The sequence below is a fragment of the Aminobacter sp. LjRoot7 genome (assembly GCF_964252895.1).
In the GTDB taxonomy this organism is placed as follows: domain Bacteria; phylum Pseudomonadota; class Alphaproteobacteria; order Rhizobiales; family Rhizobiaceae; genus Aminobacter; species Aminobacter aminovorans_B.
The window spans coordinates 190,619-208,504 of record NZ_CAXUPX020000007.1; the positions used below are offsets into that span (position 1 = coordinate 190,619).

Genomic DNA, 17,886 nt, shown 5'->3' on the forward strand with positions numbered 1-17,886 from the left:
CCTCTCCTTCGCATTCGAGTGATTTCGTTGAACATCCAGTAACCACGTTGCGGTTAACCGGCATTCAATGAACGTGGTTAAAATTTCGTTGCCGCTCGCTGTGGCGTCCCCGCATACGGCAGTCGTCGAACATGCACTTCGCCGCGCACCGTAGGCGAAAATACGGCAGAAAGGCGGCGTCATTGGGCAAATGACGCCGCCTGGTCCATTAGTCGCGCCTTCACGAGGGAAGGTTAACGAAAGTTCTTAATCGAGCAGCGGCGACCATGCCGGGTCGGAGGCAAAGCCCGAGGTCGGGATCGCCTGTTCGTTGCGGCCGGTCAGGTCGACCGAGTAGAGCTTGGGGCCGCCGCCGCCGGGCTGGTCGCGGAAGAACATCACGACGCGGCCGTTCGGCGCCCAGGTCGGGCCTTCCTGCTGGAAGCCGGTCGACAGGATGCGCTCGCCCGAGCCGTCGGTCTTCATGACGCCGATCTGGAACTGTCCGCCCGACTGCTTGGTGAAGGCGATAAGGTCGCCGCGCGGCGACCACACGGGGGTCGAGTAGCTGCCGCCGCCGAAGGAGACGCGGGTCTGGCCCGAGCCGTCGGCGCCCATGACGTAGATCTGCGGCTGGCCGCCACGGTCGGAGGTGAAGACCACCTTGGAACCGTCGGGCGAATAGGACGGCGAGGTGTCGATGGCGCTGGAATTGGTCAGGCGCGTGGTGGTGCGGCTGCGCAGGTCCATCGAGAAGATGTTGGAATTGCCGTCGTCGCGCAGCAGGCTCATGATCACCTTCTGGCCGTCGGGCGAGAAGCGCGGCGCAAAGGTCATGCCGGGGAAGTTGCCGACAAGTTCGCGCTGGCCGGTCTCGATCTGCAACAGATAGACCTGCGGCTGGCCGCTCTCGTAGGACATGTAGGTGATTTCCTGGCGCGTCGGCGAGAAGCGCGGGGTCATCGCGATCGAGCGGCCGTCGGAGAGGTAGCGCACATTGGCACCGTCCTGGTCCATGATCGCCAGGCGCTTCTTGCGCGCGGTCTTGGCGCCCGACTCGTCGATGAACACGACGCGGGTGTCGAAATAGCCCTTTTCACCGGTCAAGCGCTCATAGATGGCGTCGGCGATGATGTGGGCGATGCGGCGCGAATTGGCCTTGTTGGCGAAGAACTGCTCTCCGGCAAGCTGCTGGCCGGCAAAGGTGTCCCACAGCCGGAACTCGGCCTTCAGCCTGCCGTCTGCTTCCTGGCTGACGCGGCCGGTGACCAGCGCCTGGGCGTTGATGACCTTCCAGTCCTCGAAGCGCGGTGCGACATCGGGGTTGGAGATTTTTTCGATGAAGGCACCCTTGTCGATCGGTGCGAACAGGCCCGAGCGCTGCAGGTCGGCGGCGACGATGCCGGCGATCTCGGCGCCCATCGCGTCGCCCGACAGGAAGTCGGTGATGGCGATCGGCAGCGGCTCGACATTGCCCTTGTTGACGTCGATCTCGACCAGCGCGTGCGCCGGCAGGACGGCGAGCGTGCTCATGCCGCTCATCATCGCGCCAATCAAAAGGATCGTTTTAAATAGGTGCTTCATCAGAAAGGGCCTCTTTGTTCCTGGTCGGCGCTTGGCGCTCAGAACATTTCGCTCGGGTCGAAATTGACGATGACGTCCGCCCAGGCTTCATACTTGTCGGCGGGGAGATTGTAGGGCGCGCATTGCAGCACGGCGCGGCGCGCCGATTCCGCTGCCGCACGTTCGATACCGGCCGAACCGCCGCCGGAGATGATCTCCGGCCGGCCTTCGATCTCGCCGGTCTGGGTCAGCTTGAACTGGACGGAAACCTTGAGCGCGCCGCCATCCATGGCGCCGGCAGGCACGTTCCAGCAGCGCTGGATCTGGCCGCGCAGCGCGTCCATCTCGCTCTGGCTGAGCTTCGAGCCGCCGGTGTCCTTCTTGCCGCCCAGCGATGCCTGTTCGGTCGAGCGCTTGGCGCCGCCGCCTGAGGGCTTCTGCTTGTTGAGCAGGGCTGCAACCTCGTCGGCGTTGAATTCCTTGTCTTCCGACTTCGGCTTGGAGGAGGCCTGCTGGGTCTGTTTGTCTTCCTGCTTGCGCTCGGGCGTCTTGGCCGTCTGCGCCTGGGGCGGCTGCGGCTTGGCTTCCGGCGCCGGCGCATTCTCGGGCAGCTTGACGGCTTCCGCCTCGGCCTGGTCGGAGACGATGGTCTCGGCAACCGGGTCGGGCTTGACCTCCTGCTTGGGCTGGGGCTGCGGCGTCACTTCCGTCGCGGGCACAGGCGTCGGCTTGGGCTCGGCCTGCTTCACCGGCTCGGGCTTGGGCTGCTCGACAGGTGTCGGCTTCGGCTCGGGCTTGGGCGAGGGCGGCGGTGCGGCTGCGACGTCGACTTCCTTCTGCGTTGGCTCGGGAGTCGGCGGCTTGTCGCTGTCGGTCTTGTTGTCACCGACGTTCTGGGCGTCGGGCACGATGTCGGGACGGCTCGTCGGCTTGGGCGCCGGCTTTTCGTTGGCCGGGGCCTTCTTGTCGCCCTTCTGGATCTGGGTGATCGATTCCACCGGCACGATGTCGACCGGGAACGCCTCGACGTCGGCGACTTCGAGGGCGCTGGGTGCCGACAGGGTGAACAGGCCGAAGCCCAGCACCGCCGCATGCAAAACCACAGATGTCGTGAGGCCGGTCTTCATTTTGCGGGCTACTGGTCCTGTTCCTGCAGCGTGACGAGGCCGATCTTGTTGTAACCGGCGGCCTGGATACGGGCCATGACCTTCATCACCGTGCCGTAGTCGGCGGTCTTGTCGCCGCGCACGTAGATGCGCTCCTCGTAGCCGGCCTTGGCGATGGCGCCCAGCTTGGCGACGACCTCGTCGATCGGGATCTCGGTTTCCTGGATGTGGATCTGACCGGCTTCGTTGATGGAGATGGTGATCGGCTGCGTTTCCGAGTTCAGCGCCTTGGCCTGGGTCTCGGGCAAGTCGATCGGCACGCCGACGGTCATCAGCGGTGCAGCCACCATGAAGATGATGAGCAGCACCAGCATCACGTCGACGAACGGCGTGACGTTGATTTCGGACATCAGGCCGTGATGGCGGCCGCGCCGCCGGTGGCCGCGCCCGCCGCGGCCTGAACCGCCCGCGCTAACTGACATACCCATGGTCTACTCCTCAGGCCCGCTGCGCGACTTTTTCATCGATTTGGCGCGAGAGTATGGCGGAGAACTCGTCGGAGAAGCCCTCCATGCGCATGCCGATCTTGCCGGCGTCGGATGACAGCTTGTTGTAGGCGATGACGGCGGGGATAGCGGCCAGCAGGCCGATCGCGGTCGCCAGCAGCGCCTCGGCGATGCCGGGGGCGACGACGGCGAGGTTGGTCGACTTCGAGCCGGCGATGGCCTGGAACGAGGTCATGATGCCGACGACGGTGCCGAAAAGGCCGATGAAGGGAGCGGCCGAACCGATGGTGGCGAGGAAACCGAGGCGGCCTTCCAGCCGCTCCATCTCGCGCGTCAGCGCAAGGTCCATAGCCTTGTCGATGCGGGTCTGCAGCGCCAGTGGCGACTTGGCACCCTTCTCGAAGCTCTTCTTCCACTCCTTCATGGCAGCGACGAAGATCGCGCTCATGCCGGTGGTCTTGCGGTCGGAAAGGTTGCGATAGAGCTCTTCCAGCGACTGGCCTGACCAGAAAATCTGTTCAAAGCGGTTCAGCGCTGCACGCATGCGGTTGTAGGCAACCAGCTTGTCGACGATGATCGCCCAGGTCCACACCGACGCGCCGAGCAGGCCCAGCATCACCAGCTTGACCACCCAGCCGGCCTGCCAGAACAACGCCCAAATCGACAATTCCGCGCCGGTCTGGGCGAGAGGTAGGTTTTCCATCTTGTAACAGTCCTTAAGATTTCCGGGCCCGGCTCGCAGCTAGCCCTTGCGCATCATCCCATCGTGGTCCGTTCGCGCGAAGCTTCCGGAAGTGCCCCAAAATGCGCCTTTTCGGCCTTTTCGGGGCGAATTTTGGTGAAAGGAAGGCCGCTCGGAATCCTTACGACTTTCACCGACCCCTTAATGGACCGTTATGGTTAAAGATGGGTTAGGAACATGCTGCCGCGCTAACCTGCCGCCCCAGCGGGGCGGGGTTGGAGCGCTCAGGAGGGCGGAATCGCAGCTCCTGCGTCACACGATCTTGTGATCAGTGAACTTTCTCGGCAGGCCCGCTCGGGGCATGCTGCCGCTTGGACGACGTCACCGTCCGGGCATGAAGGCTTCGATCCAGTCCTTGGGGAAGCGCCTCGGGCGGCCGTTCTCGCCGATGATCGCCGCTTCGACCTTGGCTTCGACCAGCACCTCGTCGCCGCGTTTCAACTGCTGGGCCATGGTGATGCGGGCGCCGGAGATGTCCTGGGTCCGGGTCTCGATGGTCAGGATGTCGTCGATCTTGGCCGAGGCGCGGAAATCGATCTCCATGCGGCGCACCACCCAGACGATCTTCTCGCCATGCTTGCCGTCGGCAAGTTCGGTGTGGTGGACGCCGGCTAGGCGCAGGAAGTCCGAGCGCCCGCGTTCGAAGAATTCGAGATAGCGCGCATGGTAGACGACGCCCGAGAAGTCGGTGTCGGCATAATAGACTCGTGCCATCAGCCGGTGGCCGAACGGCGTCAGGGCGCCGGAAAGCCCGGCCACCAGCAAGTCCTGGTCAACATGATCCGCCATCGTACGTCCTCGTTCCGGCCGCATTGCCGGGAAAATCCGGCAACACGGCAGGGAATCCGATGGCATTATCGGCGGCAGCGATCAAGAACTGTCTCGTGGCGTTGCCGCGCAGGCTCTTTGATCGCCATGCCTCCCGCGAGGGGCAGAGCGGCGTGTTGTAAGGTTTCCGTCAGACCCTCTCGCCCTGCCGTTCGGCCGGCGCGACGCTCTGTTCCTGACGTACCTGCGGCATGCGAGCGTGCGTGTTCATCAGCCCCGGGCGCTTACGCGAGAACACCAAGAGGTTGGTGCGCATTGCCGGCGGCATGAACCATTGCAGCAGGGAGACGAAGGCAAAGCCCGCCGTCGTCCCGCCATGATATTTCGGCGTGCCGTTGGAAACGTAGCCGTGGTGCGACCAGCCCTTTTCGTCGAAGGCGCGGCGAATGCTGGCCAAGGTGTTCATGCGGTAGAATGTCGGGAACGCATCCTCCCGTGGCCGCTCGGGCCACACCAGCCGCATCATGCGGTCCTTCACTGTCTCGGGCACGATGTTGGTGCCGATGCCGACATAGCCAAGGCGGTTCGGCGTGAGCGCGCAAAGCCAGCCGCCAGGCTTGAGAACCCGGTCAATTTCCTGCGCGAACTGCCTGGGATGTTCGACATGTTCGATCACCCATTCGCAGATGATCACGTCGACGCTTGCATCTTCCAGCGGAAGCCGGCCGCCGGGCTCCATGACAAATGCTTCGTCGAGATGCGGATGGGTCAGCACCACCGGGTCGACGTCGATGCCGATGACCTTCTTCACGCGGCCATGGAAATTGCAGAACCACTTGCGGAACGGCGCGCTGCCCTGGTCGAAACGGGAGCCACGTCCTGCACCCAGGTCGACGACCACCATGTCGGGGTCCACGAGGGCGTTGACGCGCGTGTAGAACTCGATTGCCTCGTCGTCCCGCGTAAATCCGCCGGCCGCCGTTTCCGGCCGCCATCTATCAACCACTGTCACCGTAACACCCCCCACCGCGCGTTTGATTGAATGCGGACACTATAGGGTTTCTTAACGAAGAAATAACCATCATGTTCTGGTGAATCTGAAAGATCACCATTTACGGTTAATCTGCGTTCCCCTTTGATGTGACGCAAATCCACCAGCATGAAGCCGGCGCAGGTTTGGTGATGAAAGTTGAAGGTCAATTTCAGAAAAGTACTACTTAGAGTATCCTTTAGTTGTCTGCCAATCTGGCCTTTTTCATTATGTTCGGCCTTGGGGCTTTCCTTTTTCCAGGCTTTTGGGCACCAGTCTGTGTTGGGCAAACGGGATGGCGGCAATGGTGGCGATGATCAGAACCTCAATCATGGCACTGTTGGCGTTTGCCCTGCCAATCTGCGCGGCCGACGCCGCGACATTTTCGATGAAGCGGGGCATCAATCTCGACATCTGGGAGACTTGGCCCGGCGAAGACAAATGGGGCGATGCCAACGTCATCCTGCCGTTTCCCGAATGGCGCAAGCGGCTCGGCGAAGATGACCTGAAAGCGCTCAAGGCGGGTGGCTTCGATGTCGTGCGCATTCCCGTCGATCCCTCGGTTTTCCTGTCCGAAAAGACCGAGCCGCTGCGCGAGCAATTGCTCGAAAGCGTCCTGGAATCGGCCCGGATGGTCAACGCCGCCGGGCTCAAGGTGGTCGTCGATCTTCACCTCATCCCGGCCGGCGGCAACGGCCAGATCGGCATGTCCGAGGTGATGGACGATCCTGCCAATTTCGACCGCTATGTCGAACTGGTCCGTCAAATGGGCCTCACCTTGGCCAAGGAAGACCCGGGTCAGGTCGCCTTCGAGCTGATGAACGAGCCGGTCGTTGATTGCGAAGCCGGCGAAGCCAAGGTCTGGCCCGAACGCCTCAAGCGCCTTTACGCCGCCGCGCGCTCGTCAGCGACCCGCCTGACCCTGGTGCTGTCGGGCAGCTGCTGGGCAGGCGCGGAAGGTCTCGCCGCGCTCGACCCCAAGGACATCCCCGACGACAATGTCATCTGGACGTTCCATTCCTACCAGCCGTTCCTGCTCACCAGCCAGGGCGCCACCTGGGCTGGCGATTTCATTCGTTATGTCACCGGGCTGCCTTATCCGCCCTACGCCGTGCCGCGCGCCGAGCTTGACGCTGTGCTGGACAAGGTCAGGGCTAAGATCAGGTCCGAGGCGCCCATGCTGCGCCGCGCCGGCATGCTCGCCTATCTCGACGAGCAGATCGCCCTGATCGACAGCAAGGAAAAGCTCGAAGCCGAACTCGACGCGCCGTTTGCCCAAGTCGACGCCTGGGCGAAGAAGTACGGCATCTCGCCCGACAGCATCTATCTCGGCGAGTTCGGCATGATCCGCCAGGAGTACAACAACCCCTACGTCATGCCCGGCGCCTGGCGCGCCGCCTATGTCAGCGACATGATCGCCCGCGCCGAAGCGCGTGGCTACGCCTGGTCGATCTGGGGCTACGGCGGCGCCTTCGGCATCGTCGACGAATTCGAGGGGCGGAAGGCCGAGCCTGATGTGCTGGAGGTTGTGAAGGGGCTGAAGTAGCAGTCTCGAATTCTATCATTGATTGTAGGAATATTTTCTTGTACCATTGTCGTTGTTTGGCGATGGGACAAGCATGACAAACACAAACGATGAAGAGACTGCCCTCCGAAAGCTCAAGGCGAGGCACGCTGACCTCGATCTGGACATCAAGCTTCTTCGCTTCGGCCTGAAGGCAGGGTTTAATCCCAGCCAGCCACGTGTGCCGGCAGGCGATCCTGATGGCGGGCAATGGACAGATACCGGTGGAGGGACCGGACGCTCGCGACCCAATCGTAATCCGGCCGGCCCTGGCGCCTCGCCGGGCATGAAGCCAGGCCGGGCAGCCGGGGCGGGGTCTGCAGACAACCCGAAGATTGACGTTGCGCGCATCGCGACGCGTCCTGGACCATCCAATCGTCCGGGAAGCCCTGATATCCGGCACACGGTAAGCCTTCCGGGCGGACGACGTTTCGTCTTCCAGACCGAGGGCACGAGCCAAACCGTGTTTGACGGTGCCGGCAATCCGATCAGCAAGACGCTGTGGACGCCGCAAGGGCCGATGTCGCAGCCGGTCGTGCGTCTCGCGAGCGGAGATGACACGCAGGGTGTCTTCGACGCGGCGCGGCGGCTTTACAACCGGTTGTCCGGGACCAACACACTAGACCAGAGAGCCTGCCTCGCCTTCACGGCGAAGGAGTTCCGGCCGGACGGCTCGTTGCTGACGCCACTGAGCTTCGTCGGCATGCTTTCGCGCGCCGAGACGGAAAAGGTCTGCACGAAGCTCGCACTTGTTCAAAGGTTGTCAGACGAAGCGATGCAGGAGGCCAAGCTCATGGGGTCGTATTCGAGTGCAACGGTGTTTGGCACCGTGGTGCATACGCGACTGCGACGAAAGATCCTCCTGCTCGAAGATCCGAATTTGAAAACCGAGGTTTCGCTTCTCAAAAGAGTTGAGGAATCGCCGCTGGATCTCAGCGCAGTTCGGGTCGACGTACTCGAGAATCGCGGGATTGGACCAATATGCGTTTATGACCTCAAGACAGGACGCAGAGGGCTTAGCAATGCCAGGACAATAGAGTTTGCCACCCGCCTCCTCAGGTACGGGCGCCCTATCATTGTCATTGAACTTAGGCCGTTCGAATGAGCTCATCACAACTGATCAAGAGCCGTCTCGCACCGTTGTTCGCGCGCCATCCGGATTTGGTACCGGTGGGAAGGTGGATTGTTATGAAGCCAATCCGCCACGTCATGCGGGGGGTAGTACTTACCAGCTGGGAGAAGGGCGAGTACTTTCTACCCCAATGGGCCGTGACGCATTTCTGCGAACCTGTCGGCAACTTCCCGCTCAACTGGGGCGAGCGTCTTTATCGAGATAGCCCAGGCCTTTGGCTGTGGGATGATCCTGATATGCCGGAGTACTTCTTCTCCAAGCTCGAAAGTGTGGTGCTGCCGGTCTTCCGCAGCATCCAGACGCTTGACGATCTGGTCGCCTACGTCGAAACCAAGCCGCTCCCGTATCGCGATTTTGAGATCGACGAACTACGCGGTGCCTGTCTGCATGCGGCACGTGGCGATCTCGAAACGGCGCGATCCAAGCTAGACGACCTCAGGAATGGCCGCTCCTATTGGTGCATGCCGGGATTTGCGGAAGCGGAGGTGGCCGCAGTCGTCGATGGGCTCGGGCCGGCGCTCGACAAGGGCGACAGGCTTGCTATTGCCCGGCAGTTGGCCAATTGGGAACAGGCGCGCATGGCCAAGCTTCCCAAAGGCTTCGCCCGTATCTGGGAGCCGACGCCGTTCCCGGTGGAGACACCGTAGAACGGGTGATCAAGTCTTGGCACCCGGGCGCTCGAAGCGTTGCTCGCGCACGCCGCCCGACCACTGGTCGCGCTCTTCTTCGGCAACGAGGGCGAAGCCGAACGACTCGTAGAGGTGACGGGCCGGGCCGAGTCCGGCGAATGTGGTGAGATAGACGCCGGGAAAGCCCCTGGCGTCGGCATGCGCCATGGCCTGGTCCATCAGCCGGCGTCCGAGGCCCGTGCCGCGCGCGCTGTCACTGGTGATGAACCAGCGCAGATGCGCCAGCGGCTCCGTCGAGGTCGGTGCCTCCAGGCTGATCGTGCCGAGGAGCGTGCCGTTGTCGTCATCCTCGGCGGCGAAGAAGTCGAGGCCGGGCCTGAAATCGCGCATGAAGGCGGAAAGCTCGCCAGCGACCTTGGCTTCGAAAGGCAGGCCGAAACCCCAGTCGCGGGCATAGTATTCAGCGTGCAAGCGGATGATGTCGGCTAGCAGTCCGGGACGATAGCCGGGCATGCTCAGTCCTCTTCCTGGAACAGGTTGATCTGCTGCACGGCGAGCTCGCGCGGGATCTCGAGGCCGAGATGTTTCCAGGCATTGGCCGTCAGCACGCGGCCGCGCGGTGTGCGCTGGATGAAGCCCTGCTGGATCAGATAAGGCTCGATGATGTCCTCGATGGCGTCGCGCGGCTCGGACAGGCCGGCGGCGATGGTCTCGATGCCGACCGGGCCGCCACCAAAATTCATCGCGATCATCGAGAGGTAGCGCCTGTCGAGCGAATCGAGGCCGAGCGCATCGACCTCCAGCCGTGACAGCGCTTCGTCGGCGACGCGGCGGTCGACGGGGCCGGAACCGGCGACGGCGGCGAAGTCGCGGACGCGCCGCAACAGGCGGCCGGCGATGCGCGGCGTGCCGCGGGCGCGCCGCGCAATCTCGATGGCACCGTCATCGGCCAGCGGCATGCCGAGGATACGGGCGCCGCGACGCACGATCAGCTCGAGCTCTTCGACAGTATAGAAATTGAGCCGGGTCGGGATGCCGAAGCGGTCGCGCAGCGGGTTGGTCAACAGACCGAGACGCGTGGTTGCGGCCACCAGCGTGAACTTGGCGAGGTCGATCTTGACCGAGCGCGCCGCCGGGCCTTCGCCGATGATCAGGTCGAGCTGGTAGTCTTCCATCGCCGGATAGAGTATTTCCTCGACCGCCGGGTTGAGCCGATGGATCTCGTCGATGAACAACACGTCGCGTTCTTCGAGATTGGTGAGCAAGGCGGCGAGATCGCCTGCCTTGGCGATGACGGGGCCGGAGGTCGAGCGGAAATTGACGCCGAGCTCGCGCGCCATGATCTGGGCGAGCGTCGTCTTGCCGAGGCCGGGCGGGCCGACGAACAACACATGGTCGAGCGCCTCGCCACGACCCTTGGCCGCCTCGATGAAGATCTTGAGGTTGGCGCGCGCCGCCGCCTGGCCGACGAAATCGTCGAGCGTCTGCGGGCGCAGGCTGTTGTCGGCGTCCTCGCCGCGCTTGTCGGGGGTGATGAGACGGTCGGGCGAATTCATGCGCCCGTCCTCGCACGGCGCCCGGCTGCGGGCAAGACGCTCACCGCGCCAGCTCCTTCAGGCCGAAGCGGATAAGCTTGGAAGAATCGGCGTCCTCGCCGGCGGTTTTCATGGCAGCCGCAATGGCGTTGGCGGCGATGTCGCGGGAATAGCCGAGATTGACCAGTGCCGAGACTGCGTCGGCGATGGGGGCAGGGGCGACGCCTTCGCCCAGCTCCTGCTTGAGCCCGATCGTGCCCGTCGCCTCGCCGGCAAAGGCCGGGGCCTTGTTCTTGAGTTCGGTGACGATGCGTTCGGCGACCTTCTTGCCGACGCCAGGCGCGCGGCTGACCATGGCGATGTCTCGCAGCGCGATTGCGTTGGCGAGGTCGGAAGGCGCCAGCGTCGACAGGATCGCCAGTGCCACCTTGGCGCCGACACCTTGGACATTGGCCATCAAGAGCTTGAACCACTCGCGCTCCAGCTCGGTCTTGAAGCCGTAGAGCCGGATCATGTCCTCGCGGACATAGGTTTCGATGAACAGGATGGCGGCCTCTCCGGCGCCGGGCAGGGCGGCGAGCGTGCGCGTCGAGCAATAGGCGACGTAGCCGACGCCATGCACGTCGAGCACGCAAAAATCCTCGCCGATCTCGTCGACGGTGCCCTTCAACTTGCCGATCATGTCTTTAGCCTCGTCATGGATGGGTGTCTGGGGCGATGATTTCGAGGTCGGGGAAATAGGTGCGGTAGCGCGAGGCGTCGCGGGTCAAAAGGCGGTGTCCGGAGACAAGCGCATGCGCCCCAATGAGGAAGTCTGGCAATGTCCGCTCACGGCGCCCGCCGCGCAGCCTGTATTCGCGGTGCGCCCAACCGGCGGCCAGCGCCGCCTCGAAAGGTATGTCCTCGTAAGTCCACAGTGCGGAGACGAAGACGCCTTTATAACGCTCTGCCGAAACGAACTCATGTGCAACTTCGGCTGCGACGACGACATTGAAAATAAGGTCGCCATAACGCCGCGCTTCTCGAATCTGTTGCCTGGACCACGTGGCCCACTGCGACCCTGGCTCGACGACATCAATGATGACGTTGGAATCAATGATTGTCGCGGACATCACGATCCCTGGTCATGGCCATGATGTCATCGGCAGTCAGGTTGCTGTCACCTGTGCCCTCAATGCGGCGGAACCAATCCTCCAGACTACGGTCAAGCGCCTTCGCTCGCATGTCTGGCTCGGTACCGCGCACCAGTTCGACAGCGCCATCGGCGCGTTCGACGAATTCCACCTCCGAGCCCGCCTCGATGCCGAGCCGGTCGCGGATTTCCTTTGGGATGGTGACCTGGCCCTTGGTGGTGACTCGCATGGTAATACCTCTGAGGTATTACTTACTGTCCGAACGAGAACAAGTCAAGAACATGCGCGGCTGCCTTCATCGCTGCATGGCGAGCAACGACAGTTCGTCGGGGCCGATCGCAAGGTCGGCCGCGCCTTCGAGGCGGTCGAGAATCGCCAGGATCCGATCGAGCCGATCGCGATCAGCCAGCCTGTTGATTTCATCCTTGGGCACGATGGTGATCTTGCCGCCCTCGATGCCGAAGATCACCTCGGTGTTGGCGCCGATGCCAAACGTTTCGCGCAGGTCGCGCGGAATCGTCACCTGGCCTTTGCTGGTCACCCGCATGGAATCATTCCTCTTCTTGCCGGCAAGGAATGTTTCAGCGGTGAGAACAAGTCAAGAACATCAGGCGTGAGCGGCAGCCAATGCTGCCAGTCTGTATGCAGGGCTTTGGCGGTGATGGGCATGGCAGATGGCGATCGCCAGGGCATCGGCGGCGTCGGCTGTGTCGAACACGGCCTTCGGCAACAGCACCTTGACCATCATGGCGATCTGCTTCTTGTCGCCATGGCCGACGCCGATGACCGCCTTCTTCACCGCATTGGGCGAATATTCGGCGACGACAAGCCCGGCGCGGGCCGGCACCAGCATGGCGATGCCGCGTGCCTGGCCGAGCTTCAGCGTTGCCGTCGCGTCCTTGTTGACGAAGGTCGCCTCCACCGCTGCCTCATGCGGCATCTCGCGGTGCAGCACGTCGGCAAGGCCGTCATGCAGCTGGCAAAGCCGGCTGGCGAGCGCCGCCTTGTTGTCGGAGCGCACGGTGCCGGCGGCGACAAAGCGCAGCGAATTGCCTAGGCTCTCGATGATGCCCCAGCCGGTGCGCTGAAGCCCTGGGTCGATGCCAATGATACGAATCGTCTCTCTCATCCGCGAACTCTATCTTCACGGAGACAAGACGCCAGAAAAATGTGAACAAAACAGAAACAATCCCCGCGTCGTCGCAGGGATGTCCTTGATCAGTTGCGGGCAAATGCCGTGTTGAGCAGGCTGATCTGGTCGGAAACAGGATTGCTGCGGCGCATCGCCTGCACCGGCACGACGGTGGCGCCGTTGCCGTAGATCTCGTCATCCATGCGGCGAACATGCGCCTGCAGGCGCAGCGAGCGGCGCACAAGGTCGACGAAGTCGGCCGGCAGTTCGTTCCAGCCGGCGGCGTCGTCATGGGCGGAAGCCGTGTCGAGCCGCACCTTGGACTTCTCCGAGGCGACCTGGTCGCGGGTCATCTCGCCAGAGTTGGCGGCACGCTGCAACAGCAGCCACGAGGCGATCTGCATCAGGCGCGTGGTCAGGCGCATCGATTCGGCGGCGTATAGCGTGGCGGCAAGCCGCGACAGCTTCTTGGCCTCCACGCGGCCGGCGCCGTCGAGATATTCGGCGGCCTGTTCGACCAGCCCCATTCCCTCGTTGTAGAGGGGCTTGAAGGACGGCGAAAACACCCGCCTCTCCGCGAGCTTGATCGTGTTTGCGCTTTCCCTCGAAGGCTCGTTCATCATCGCTACCCTGCAACCCTGTTCGCGTTCTGCCCGTCTTTTTCGACGGATTCTGCGCGGCCCGTTCCTATACGCCAAGCCCGATGAAAATGCGCTTCCGTCGGTGTGAACGCAAGCGCATGTTTAACAAAGGGTTAACGCGCCGGATTGGACTGCTTTTGGAGGGCGTTCCGAAGGCGCGCGGGCGAAAAAAAAGAGCCGCGGAAAAGCGCGGCTCTCAGGAGTTTAACAGGGAGGCGTCAAACAAAGTGGCTCCAACCACTCGGTAAGAATCCAGATGACTGGATACGCACAGTAAACACTGGGAATGCTTAATGGGCGCTTAAGATCGGTGCCGATTTCGCCTTATGGCGCGTTAGACTGTGCCGGCACGGCACAACGTCGCGGCGTTTCCGGCAGATGCGATCTTATGCCGACTCAGGACTTCCACACCGTCGGCAGGGCGATGAAGGCAAACAGCAGCATCGCGGCGTAAAAGCCCATCGACGACATCGCCACCACCGGTTCGATCGCTGCATTGCCGCCGAGCAGGAAGAACAACCCGACCAGAAGGCCGATGCCGCTGACCGCCGTCAGCCAGAAATGGATCTTGGCCAGCACCTTGTCCCGCGCCACTGGGAACAGGTGGTAGAAGAAGGCGAACACCGCCGACATCAGCCAGCCCGCCACCATGGTGTGGGCGTGGACCGGCATCTGGCTGTGATCCTGGCTGATCGACATGTGCAGGCCAAGCGCCATGCCGCACAGCGCATAGACGACGGCCAGCGTGAAGAAGTTCCGTGCTACCCCTTGCATTGTAGTCTCCTGATGCCTTTTCCCCCCGCAGGGAATGGGTTGATTTCCGGCCCGTCGCGAGCCGTCCTGCCGGCGCATGTGCACCGGCCCGTGTTTCCGCCGCATGCCGCGCGGCCGGGCCACGCGCATGTCGGGTCGTTACATTGCAGATGTCTTTGGTGATGTGTCCGGCCATTCGCCCCCGCGGCCGGTTGGATACGCGCCCCTCCAACGCTTGACCGACGATATCACGCCACCAAGCAGGCGTTACATGCCTTGTTACTAAAGTTGCGTGTTATCCCCCGCCACCGCGTGGGGGCATGCATCGTTTCCCTATCCATCGTTTCCCTTGCCGAAACATGCCGCTGTTTTCACCGACACACAGCCGAAACAGCGTCGGCGCTATTAGCCGGCGCCGAAAATCAGCGCCGCCTGAAGTGGTTGCTGTACCGGATTGGAAAGGTTCGGAAGATGGATTGGTACTCTCTCGTCAAGTTTCTTCACGTCGTCGCTGCCGTCGTGTGGGTAGGTGGCGGCTTCGCGCTGATGCTGCTCGCCGTTCGAGCGGACCGTGCCGGCGACACGGATGGCATGCTGCAGGTCGTGCGTTCGGTCGGCGAGCTCGGCAACCGGCTGTTCATGCCGGCGTCGCTGGTCACGCTTCTGCTCGGCCTCGTCATGTGCTGGTTCTGGGTCGGCTTCTCCGATCTCTGGATCGTGCTCGGGCTCGCCGGCTATGCCACGACCTTCCTGATCGGCACTCTCGTATTCAAGCCGACCGCCGACCGCATGGCCGCGATCATCGCCCGCGATGGCGTGACGCCTGCGGCGCTCGACCAAGGCCGGCGCATCCTCAAGGTGGCGCGCTTCGACTATGCGATGATGCTGATCATTGTTGCCGACATGGTGCTGAAGCCGACGGCTTCCGACGTGCCGATCCTGTCGGCGATGGTGGTTGTTTTCGCGGCCGGCCTGTGGGCAGCCTTCGATGGCCTGCGCACGTCCACCGTGGCCGCCGCCTGACGGTCTGGGCGGCGCCCGTACGCCGCCCTCGTTTTCTATCCCTTGGCCATGTCGCGCAGCCGGAATTTCTGGATCTTGCCGGTCGAGGTTTTGGGGATCTCGGCGAAGATCACTGCCTTCGGCACCTTGAAGCGGGCAAGCAGCGAGCGGCAGTGCTCGATGATCTCGAACTCGGTCGCGGTCTTGCCTGGCTTGAGCTCGACATAGGCAATGGGCACCTCGCCCCATTTGTCATCGGACTTTGCCACCACACCGCACGAAGCGACCGAGGGGTGCTTGTAGAGCGCGTCCTCGACCTCGATCGACGAGATGTTCTCGCCGCCCGAAATGATGATGTCCTTGGAGCGGTCCTTGATCTGGATGTAGCCGTCGGGATGCATCACGCCGAGGTCGCCAGAATGGAACCAGCCGCCGGCGAAGGCCTCGTCGGTCGCCTTCTTGTTCTTGAGATAGCCCTTCATGACGATGTTGCCGCGGAACATCACCTCGCCGATGGTCTCGCCGTCGGCGGGCGTCCTTTGCATTGTCTCGGGATCCATCACCGTCAGCTCTTCGAGCGCGGCATAACGGACGCCCTGCCTGGCCTTCTTCGCCGTACGCGGGCCTTTCTCAAGTGCGTCCCATTCGCCATGCCATTCGTTGACGACGGCCGGTCCATAGGTCTCGGTCAGGCCATAGAGATGGGTGACGGCGAAGCCGGCGTCGGCCATGCCCGACAGCACGGCTTCCGGCGGCGGCGCGGCAGCCGTGTTGAAGGTGACCAGCTGCGGAAACGCGCGCTTGTCCTCGTCGCGAGCGTTGATCAGGATCGACATGACGATCGGCGCCCCGCACAGATGGGTCACGCCATGGTCGGCGATGGCGTCATACATCTGTTTTGCGCGTACCCAGCGCAGGCAGACATGGGTGCCGGCTTGCACCGCGAGCGTCCAGGGAAAGCACCAGCCGTTGCAGTGGAACATCGGCAGCGTCCAGAGATAGACGGCGTGCTTGGCCATGCCGGCATGAATGGTGTTGGTATAGGCCATCAGCGCCGCCCCGCGATGATGGTAGACCACGCCCTTGGGATTGCCGGTCGTGCCCGATGTGTAGTTGAGCGAGATCGCATCCCATTCGTCGTCGGGCATCGACCACGCGAAGGCCTGGTCGCCGGTGGCGACGAAGGCCTCGTAGTCGAGGCTGCCGATGCGGTCGCCCTTGGGGTAGGGAGCGTCCTCCGGGTAACAGGGGTCGTCATAGTCGATGACCAGCGGCTTCACCGAAGCCAGTGCCAGCGCCTCCTTGACCACTCCGGAGAACTCGCGGTCGACGATCAGCAGCTTCGTCTCGGCATGGTCGAGCTGGAAGGCGATGATCGCCGCGTCGAGCCTGGTGTTCAACGAATGCAGCACCGCCTTCGTCATCGGCACGCCGAAATGCGCTTCCAGCATCGGCGGGGTGTTGGACAGCATCACCGTCACCGTGTCGCCCTTGCCGATGCCCTTGGCGGCGAGAGCCGAGGCAAGTTTCAGCGACCGCTCCCACCATTGGCGATAGTTCGTACGCTGGTCGCCATGGATGATGGCGACATGGTCGGGGAACGTCTTGGCCGCCCGTTCGAGGAAGCTCAGCGGCGTCAGCGGCTGGTGGTTGGCGGGGGTCTTGTCGAGGTTGTCCTCGTATTTGCCCATGGCGTTTCTCCCTTGTGACGCCGAGCCTAATCCACCGCTTCGATGCGGTCATCCTCACATAAAGTCGACGACCCCGTCATAAAGCAGCTTCAGCGCGACGATTGCCACCGTCGCGTAGGTGAAGGGGTAGAAGATTTCCGGCCGCATCCGCCTGACCAGCCATGCCCCGGCGAGTGTCGCGAGCGGTGCCAGTGGCATCAGTGCCAGTGAAGCAGTGAGATTCGCTGTATCGAACTGGCCGAGTGCGAAGTAGGGCACCAGCTTGATGGCGTTGGTCACGGCAAAGAAGATGACGCTGGTGCCGGTCAGCACCTTCGGGTCCATCCTGAGCGGCAAGGCGTAGACCTGGAAGGGCGGACCGCCGACATGGGCGACGAAGCTGGTGAAGCCGGCGATCGATCCCCAGAAGGCGCCGGCCACGCCGTTCGGCTCGGTCTTGTGGTCGGCGCCGTGGCGCAGGCTGGTGTAGATCCAGCGCGCCACGAAGATGAAGGCGATGGCGCCGACGATGAAGCGCACATTGTCCGCAGTCACTACCGAGGCCATCAGCCAGCCGATGCCGATGCCGATGATCGACCCCGGTAGCATCTGCCACAGGATCTTCCTGTCGAAGACGCCGCGCCAGGTCCACAACGACACCACGTCCATCAGGATCAGGATCGGCAACAGGATCGCCGCGGCCTGCATCGGGGAGATCACCAGCGCCATCAGCGGCACCCCGACGAAGCCGACTGCACCGCCAAAGCCGCCCTTGGAAAGGCCAACCAGAATCACGGCAGGAACTGCCGCTGCATAAAACCACGGGTCGAGAAGAAGTTCGGTCATCGGCGGCCTCTCGAAACCGCAATATCGGGATGTCTGGCGGTTGGCGAGTGCCCGTCCCATGTTTTCATGTGCTTGGGGTCTTCAGCGCATCCTGTTCAACGGCGGCACTTTGTTCTATGCCCCAATGCAAACATGATCGCCTTGCATAGGCGTCA

At 62.9% G+C, this 17,886-nt stretch carries 22 protein-coding genes; 4 read left to right on the forward strand and 18 right to left on the reverse strand.

All coding sequences use genetic code 11. The annotated features are described in order from the left end of the window. Positions 1–246 precede the first annotated feature (246 nt). From tolB to ACSQ3E_RS19940, 7 genes are all read right to left on the reverse strand, one after another. Positions 247–1,563: a Tol-Pal system beta propeller repeat protein TolB gene (gene tolB / locus ACSQ3E_RS19910; protein WP_310321043.1), complete on the reverse strand. Its 1,317-nt coding sequence runs from the start codon at positions 1,561–1,563 to the stop codon at positions 247–249. Positions 1,564–1,601: 38 nt separating this feature from the next. Next, positions 1,602–2,669 carry a hypothetical protein gene (locus tag ACSQ3E_RS19915; protein WP_436124012.1) on the reverse strand — a complete coding sequence of 356 codons (1,068 nt, stop codon included), beginning with the start codon at positions 2,667–2,669 and terminating at the stop codon, positions 1,602–1,604. Positions 2,670–2,677: 8 nt separating this feature from the next. Beyond that, a complete protein-coding gene (gene tolR, locus ACSQ3E_RS19920) occupies positions 2,678–3,136 on the reverse strand; it encodes a protein TolR (RefSeq protein ID WP_067956797.1) in 459 nt (152 codons plus the stop codon). A gap of 10 nt (positions 3,137–3,146) precedes the next feature. Continuing rightward, on the reverse strand, positions 3,147–3,857 hold the full coding sequence (gene tolQ, locus ACSQ3E_RS19925; protein ID WP_067956800.1) for a protein TolQ: 711 nt from the start codon (positions 3,855–3,857) through the stop codon (positions 3,147–3,149). 360 nt (positions 3,858–4,217) lie between these two features. After that, positions 4,218–4,685 carry a tol-pal system-associated acyl-CoA thioesterase gene (gene ybgC, locus ACSQ3E_RS19930; protein ID WP_436124013.1) on the reverse strand — a complete coding sequence of 156 codons (468 nt, stop codon included), beginning with the start codon at positions 4,683–4,685 and terminating at the stop codon, positions 4,218–4,220. Between the two features lie 169 nt (positions 4,686–4,854). Beyond that, complete coding sequence (locus ACSQ3E_RS19935) at positions 4,855–5,676, reverse strand: class I SAM-dependent methyltransferase (RefSeq protein WP_436124014.1); 822 nt, start codon at positions 5,674–5,676, stop codon at positions 4,855–4,857. Next, on the reverse strand, positions 5,673–5,984 hold the full coding sequence (locus tag ACSQ3E_RS19940) for a hypothetical protein (protein ID WP_436124015.1): 312 nt from the start codon (positions 5,982–5,984) through the stop codon (positions 5,673–5,675). The genes ACSQ3E_RS19935 and ACSQ3E_RS19940 overlap by 4 nt, the downstream gene beginning before the upstream one ends. Before the next feature lie 5 nt (positions 5,985–5,989). Between ACSQ3E_RS19940 and ACSQ3E_RS19945 the strand changes: the two genes are divergently transcribed. The 3 genes from ACSQ3E_RS19945 to ACSQ3E_RS19955 all read left to right on the forward strand — a co-directional run bounded on the left by ACSQ3E_RS19945 (position 5,990) and on the right by ACSQ3E_RS19955 (position 9,037). Beyond that, a complete protein-coding gene (locus ACSQ3E_RS19945) occupies positions 5,990–7,240 on the forward strand; it encodes a glycoside hydrolase family 5 protein (RefSeq protein ID WP_436124016.1) in 1,251 nt (416 codons plus the stop codon). A gap of 73 nt (positions 7,241–7,313) precedes the next feature. Continuing rightward, complete coding sequence (locus ACSQ3E_RS19950) at positions 7,314–8,363, forward strand: hypothetical protein (RefSeq protein WP_436124017.1); 1,050 nt, start codon at positions 7,314–7,316, stop codon at positions 8,361–8,363. Next, a complete protein-coding gene (locus ACSQ3E_RS19955; protein WP_436124018.1) occupies positions 8,360–9,037 on the forward strand; it encodes a hypothetical protein in 678 nt (225 codons plus the stop codon). The genes ACSQ3E_RS19950 and ACSQ3E_RS19955 overlap by 4 nt, the downstream gene beginning before the upstream one ends. Positions 9,038–9,046: 9 nt before the next feature. Here ACSQ3E_RS19955 and ACSQ3E_RS19960 read toward each other — a convergent pair whose 3' ends face one another. The 9 genes from ACSQ3E_RS19960 to ACSQ3E_RS20000 all read right to left on the reverse strand — a co-directional run bounded on the left by ACSQ3E_RS19960 (position 9,047) and on the right by ACSQ3E_RS20000 (position 14,234). Then, the gene (locus ACSQ3E_RS19960) at positions 9,047–9,532 is read right to left on the reverse strand and encodes a GNAT family N-acetyltransferase (RefSeq protein ID WP_436124019.1); all 486 of its coding nucleotides are present in this window, start codon (positions 9,530–9,532) and stop codon (positions 9,047–9,049) included. A 2-nt stretch (positions 9,533–9,534) separates the two neighbouring features. Beyond that, a complete protein-coding gene (gene ruvB / locus ACSQ3E_RS19965; protein ID WP_436124020.1) occupies positions 9,535–10,575 on the reverse strand; it encodes a Holliday junction branch migration DNA helicase RuvB in 1,041 nt (346 codons plus the stop codon). Positions 10,576–10,615: 40 nt separating this feature from the next. Beyond that, on the reverse strand, positions 10,616–11,236 hold the full coding sequence (gene ruvA / locus ACSQ3E_RS19970) for a Holliday junction branch migration protein RuvA (protein ID WP_310321060.1): 621 nt from the start codon (positions 11,234–11,236) through the stop codon (positions 10,616–10,618). A gap of 13 nt (positions 11,237–11,249) precedes the next feature. Then, positions 11,250–11,669, reverse strand: coding sequence for a type II toxin-antitoxin system VapC family toxin (locus tag ACSQ3E_RS19975; RefSeq protein WP_436124021.1), 420 nt, complete (start codon positions 11,667–11,669; stop codon positions 11,250–11,252). Further along, a complete protein-coding gene (locus ACSQ3E_RS19980; RefSeq protein ID WP_214391589.1) occupies positions 11,647–11,916 on the reverse strand; it encodes an AbrB/MazE/SpoVT family DNA-binding domain-containing protein in 270 nt (89 codons plus the stop codon). Before ACSQ3E_RS19980 ends, ACSQ3E_RS19975 begins: the two co-directional genes overlap by 23 nt. A gap of 66 nt (positions 11,917–11,982) precedes the next feature. Continuing rightward, entirely contained in the window at positions 11,983–12,234 is a 252-nt protein-coding gene (locus ACSQ3E_RS19985; protein ID WP_310321066.1) for an AbrB/MazE/SpoVT family DNA-binding domain-containing protein, read from the reverse strand. A 60-nt stretch (positions 12,235–12,294) separates the two neighbouring features. After that, complete coding sequence (ruvC, locus tag ACSQ3E_RS19990) at positions 12,295–12,816, reverse strand: crossover junction endodeoxyribonuclease RuvC (RefSeq protein WP_115730442.1); 522 nt, start codon at positions 12,814–12,816, stop codon at positions 12,295–12,297. A gap of 89 nt (positions 12,817–12,905) precedes the next feature. Then, positions 12,906–13,439 (reverse strand): protease adaptor protein RcdA, encoded by a 534-nt coding sequence (rcdA, locus tag ACSQ3E_RS19995; protein ID WP_067966050.1) that lies wholly within the window; start codon positions 13,437–13,439, stop codon positions 12,906–12,908. A 417-nt stretch (positions 13,440–13,856) separates the two neighbouring features. Next, a complete protein-coding gene (locus ACSQ3E_RS20000; protein ID WP_436124022.1) occupies positions 13,857–14,234 on the reverse strand; it encodes a hypothetical protein in 378 nt (125 codons plus the stop codon). A 450-nt stretch (positions 14,235–14,684) separates the two neighbouring features. On the opposite strand from ACSQ3E_RS20000, the gene ACSQ3E_RS20005 reads away from it, so the two are divergent. Then, positions 14,685–15,236, forward strand: a complete 552-nt coding sequence (locus ACSQ3E_RS20005) for a DUF2269 family protein (protein ID WP_436124023.1) — start codon at positions 14,685–14,687, stop codon at positions 15,234–15,236. 35 nt (positions 15,237–15,271) lie between these two features. Here ACSQ3E_RS20005 and ACSQ3E_RS20010 read toward each other — a convergent pair whose 3' ends face one another. Together ACSQ3E_RS20010 and ACSQ3E_RS20015 are read right to left on the reverse strand one after the other, a co-directional pair. Beyond that, entirely contained in the window at positions 15,272–16,906 is a 1,635-nt protein-coding gene (locus ACSQ3E_RS20010; protein WP_436124024.1) for an acyl-CoA synthetase, read from the reverse strand. Between the two features lie 54 nt (positions 16,907–16,960). Beyond that, positions 16,961–17,731, reverse strand: a complete 771-nt coding sequence (locus ACSQ3E_RS20015; RefSeq protein ID WP_436124025.1) for a sulfite exporter TauE/SafE family protein — start codon at positions 17,729–17,731, stop codon at positions 16,961–16,963. Between the last annotated feature and the right edge of the window lie 155 nt (positions 17,732–17,886).

Coding starts and splice junctions, on each gene's coding strand:
- tolB (WP_310321043.1), bottom strand. CDS start 1,563: ATGAAGCACCTATTTAAAACGATCCTTTTGATTGGCGCGATGATGAGC.
- ACSQ3E_RS19915 (WP_436124012.1), bottom strand. CDS start 2,669: ATGAAGACCGGCCTCACGACATCTGTGGTTTTGCATGCGGCGGTGCTG.
- tolR (WP_067956797.1), bottom strand. CDS start 3,136: ATGGGTATGTCAGTTAGCGCGGGCGGTTCAGGCCGCGGCGGGCGCGGC.
- tolQ (WP_067956800.1), bottom strand. CDS start 3,857: ATGGAAAACCTACCTCTCGCCCAGACCGGCGCGGAATTGTCGATTTGG.
- ybgC (WP_436124013.1), bottom strand. CDS start 4,685: ATGGCGGATCATGTTGACCAGGACTTGCTGGTGGCCGGGCTTTCCGGC.
- ACSQ3E_RS19945 (WP_436124016.1), top strand. CDS start 5,990: ATGGCGGCAATGGTGGCGATGATCAGAACCTCAATCATGGCACTGTTG.
- ACSQ3E_RS19950 (WP_436124017.1), top strand. CDS start 7,314: ATGACAAACACAAACGATGAAGAGACTGCCCTCCGAAAGCTCAAGGCG.
- ACSQ3E_RS19955 (WP_436124018.1), top strand. CDS start 8,360: ATGAGCTCATCACAACTGATCAAGAGCCGTCTCGCACCGTTGTTCGCG.
- ACSQ3E_RS19960 (WP_436124019.1), bottom strand. CDS start 9,532: ATGCCCGGCTATCGTCCCGGACTGCTAGCCGACATCATCCGCTTGCAC.
- ruvB (WP_436124020.1), bottom strand. CDS start 10,575: ATGAATTCGCCCGACCGTCTCATCACCCCCGACAAGCGCGGCGAGGAC.
- ruvA (WP_310321060.1), bottom strand. CDS start 11,236: ATGATCGGCAAGTTGAAGGGCACCGTCGACGAGATCGGCGAGGATTTT.
- ACSQ3E_RS19980 (WP_214391589.1), bottom strand. CDS start 11,916: ATGCGAGTCACCACCAAGGGCCAGGTCACCATCCCAAAGGAAATCCGC.
- ACSQ3E_RS19985 (WP_310321066.1), bottom strand. CDS start 12,234: ATGCGGGTGACCAGCAAAGGCCAGGTGACGATTCCGCGCGACCTGCGC.
- ruvC (WP_115730442.1), bottom strand. CDS start 12,816: ATGAGAGAGACGATTCGTATCATTGGCATCGACCCAGGGCTTCAGCGC.
- rcdA (WP_067966050.1), bottom strand. CDS start 13,439: ATGAACGAGCCTTCGAGGGAAAGCGCAAACACGATCAAGCTCGCGGAG.
- ACSQ3E_RS20000 (WP_436124022.1), bottom strand. CDS start 14,234: ATGCAAGGGGTAGCACGGAACTTCTTCACGCTGGCCGTCGTCTATGCG.
- ACSQ3E_RS20005 (WP_436124023.1), top strand. CDS start 14,685: ATGGATTGGTACTCTCTCGTCAAGTTTCTTCACGTCGTCGCTGCCGTC.
- ACSQ3E_RS20010 (WP_436124024.1), bottom strand. CDS start 16,906: ATGGGCAAATACGAGGACAACCTCGACAAGACCCCCGCCAACCACCAG.
- ACSQ3E_RS20015 (WP_436124025.1), bottom strand. CDS start 17,731: ATGACCGAACTTCTTCTCGACCCGTGGTTTTATGCAGCGGCAGTTCCT.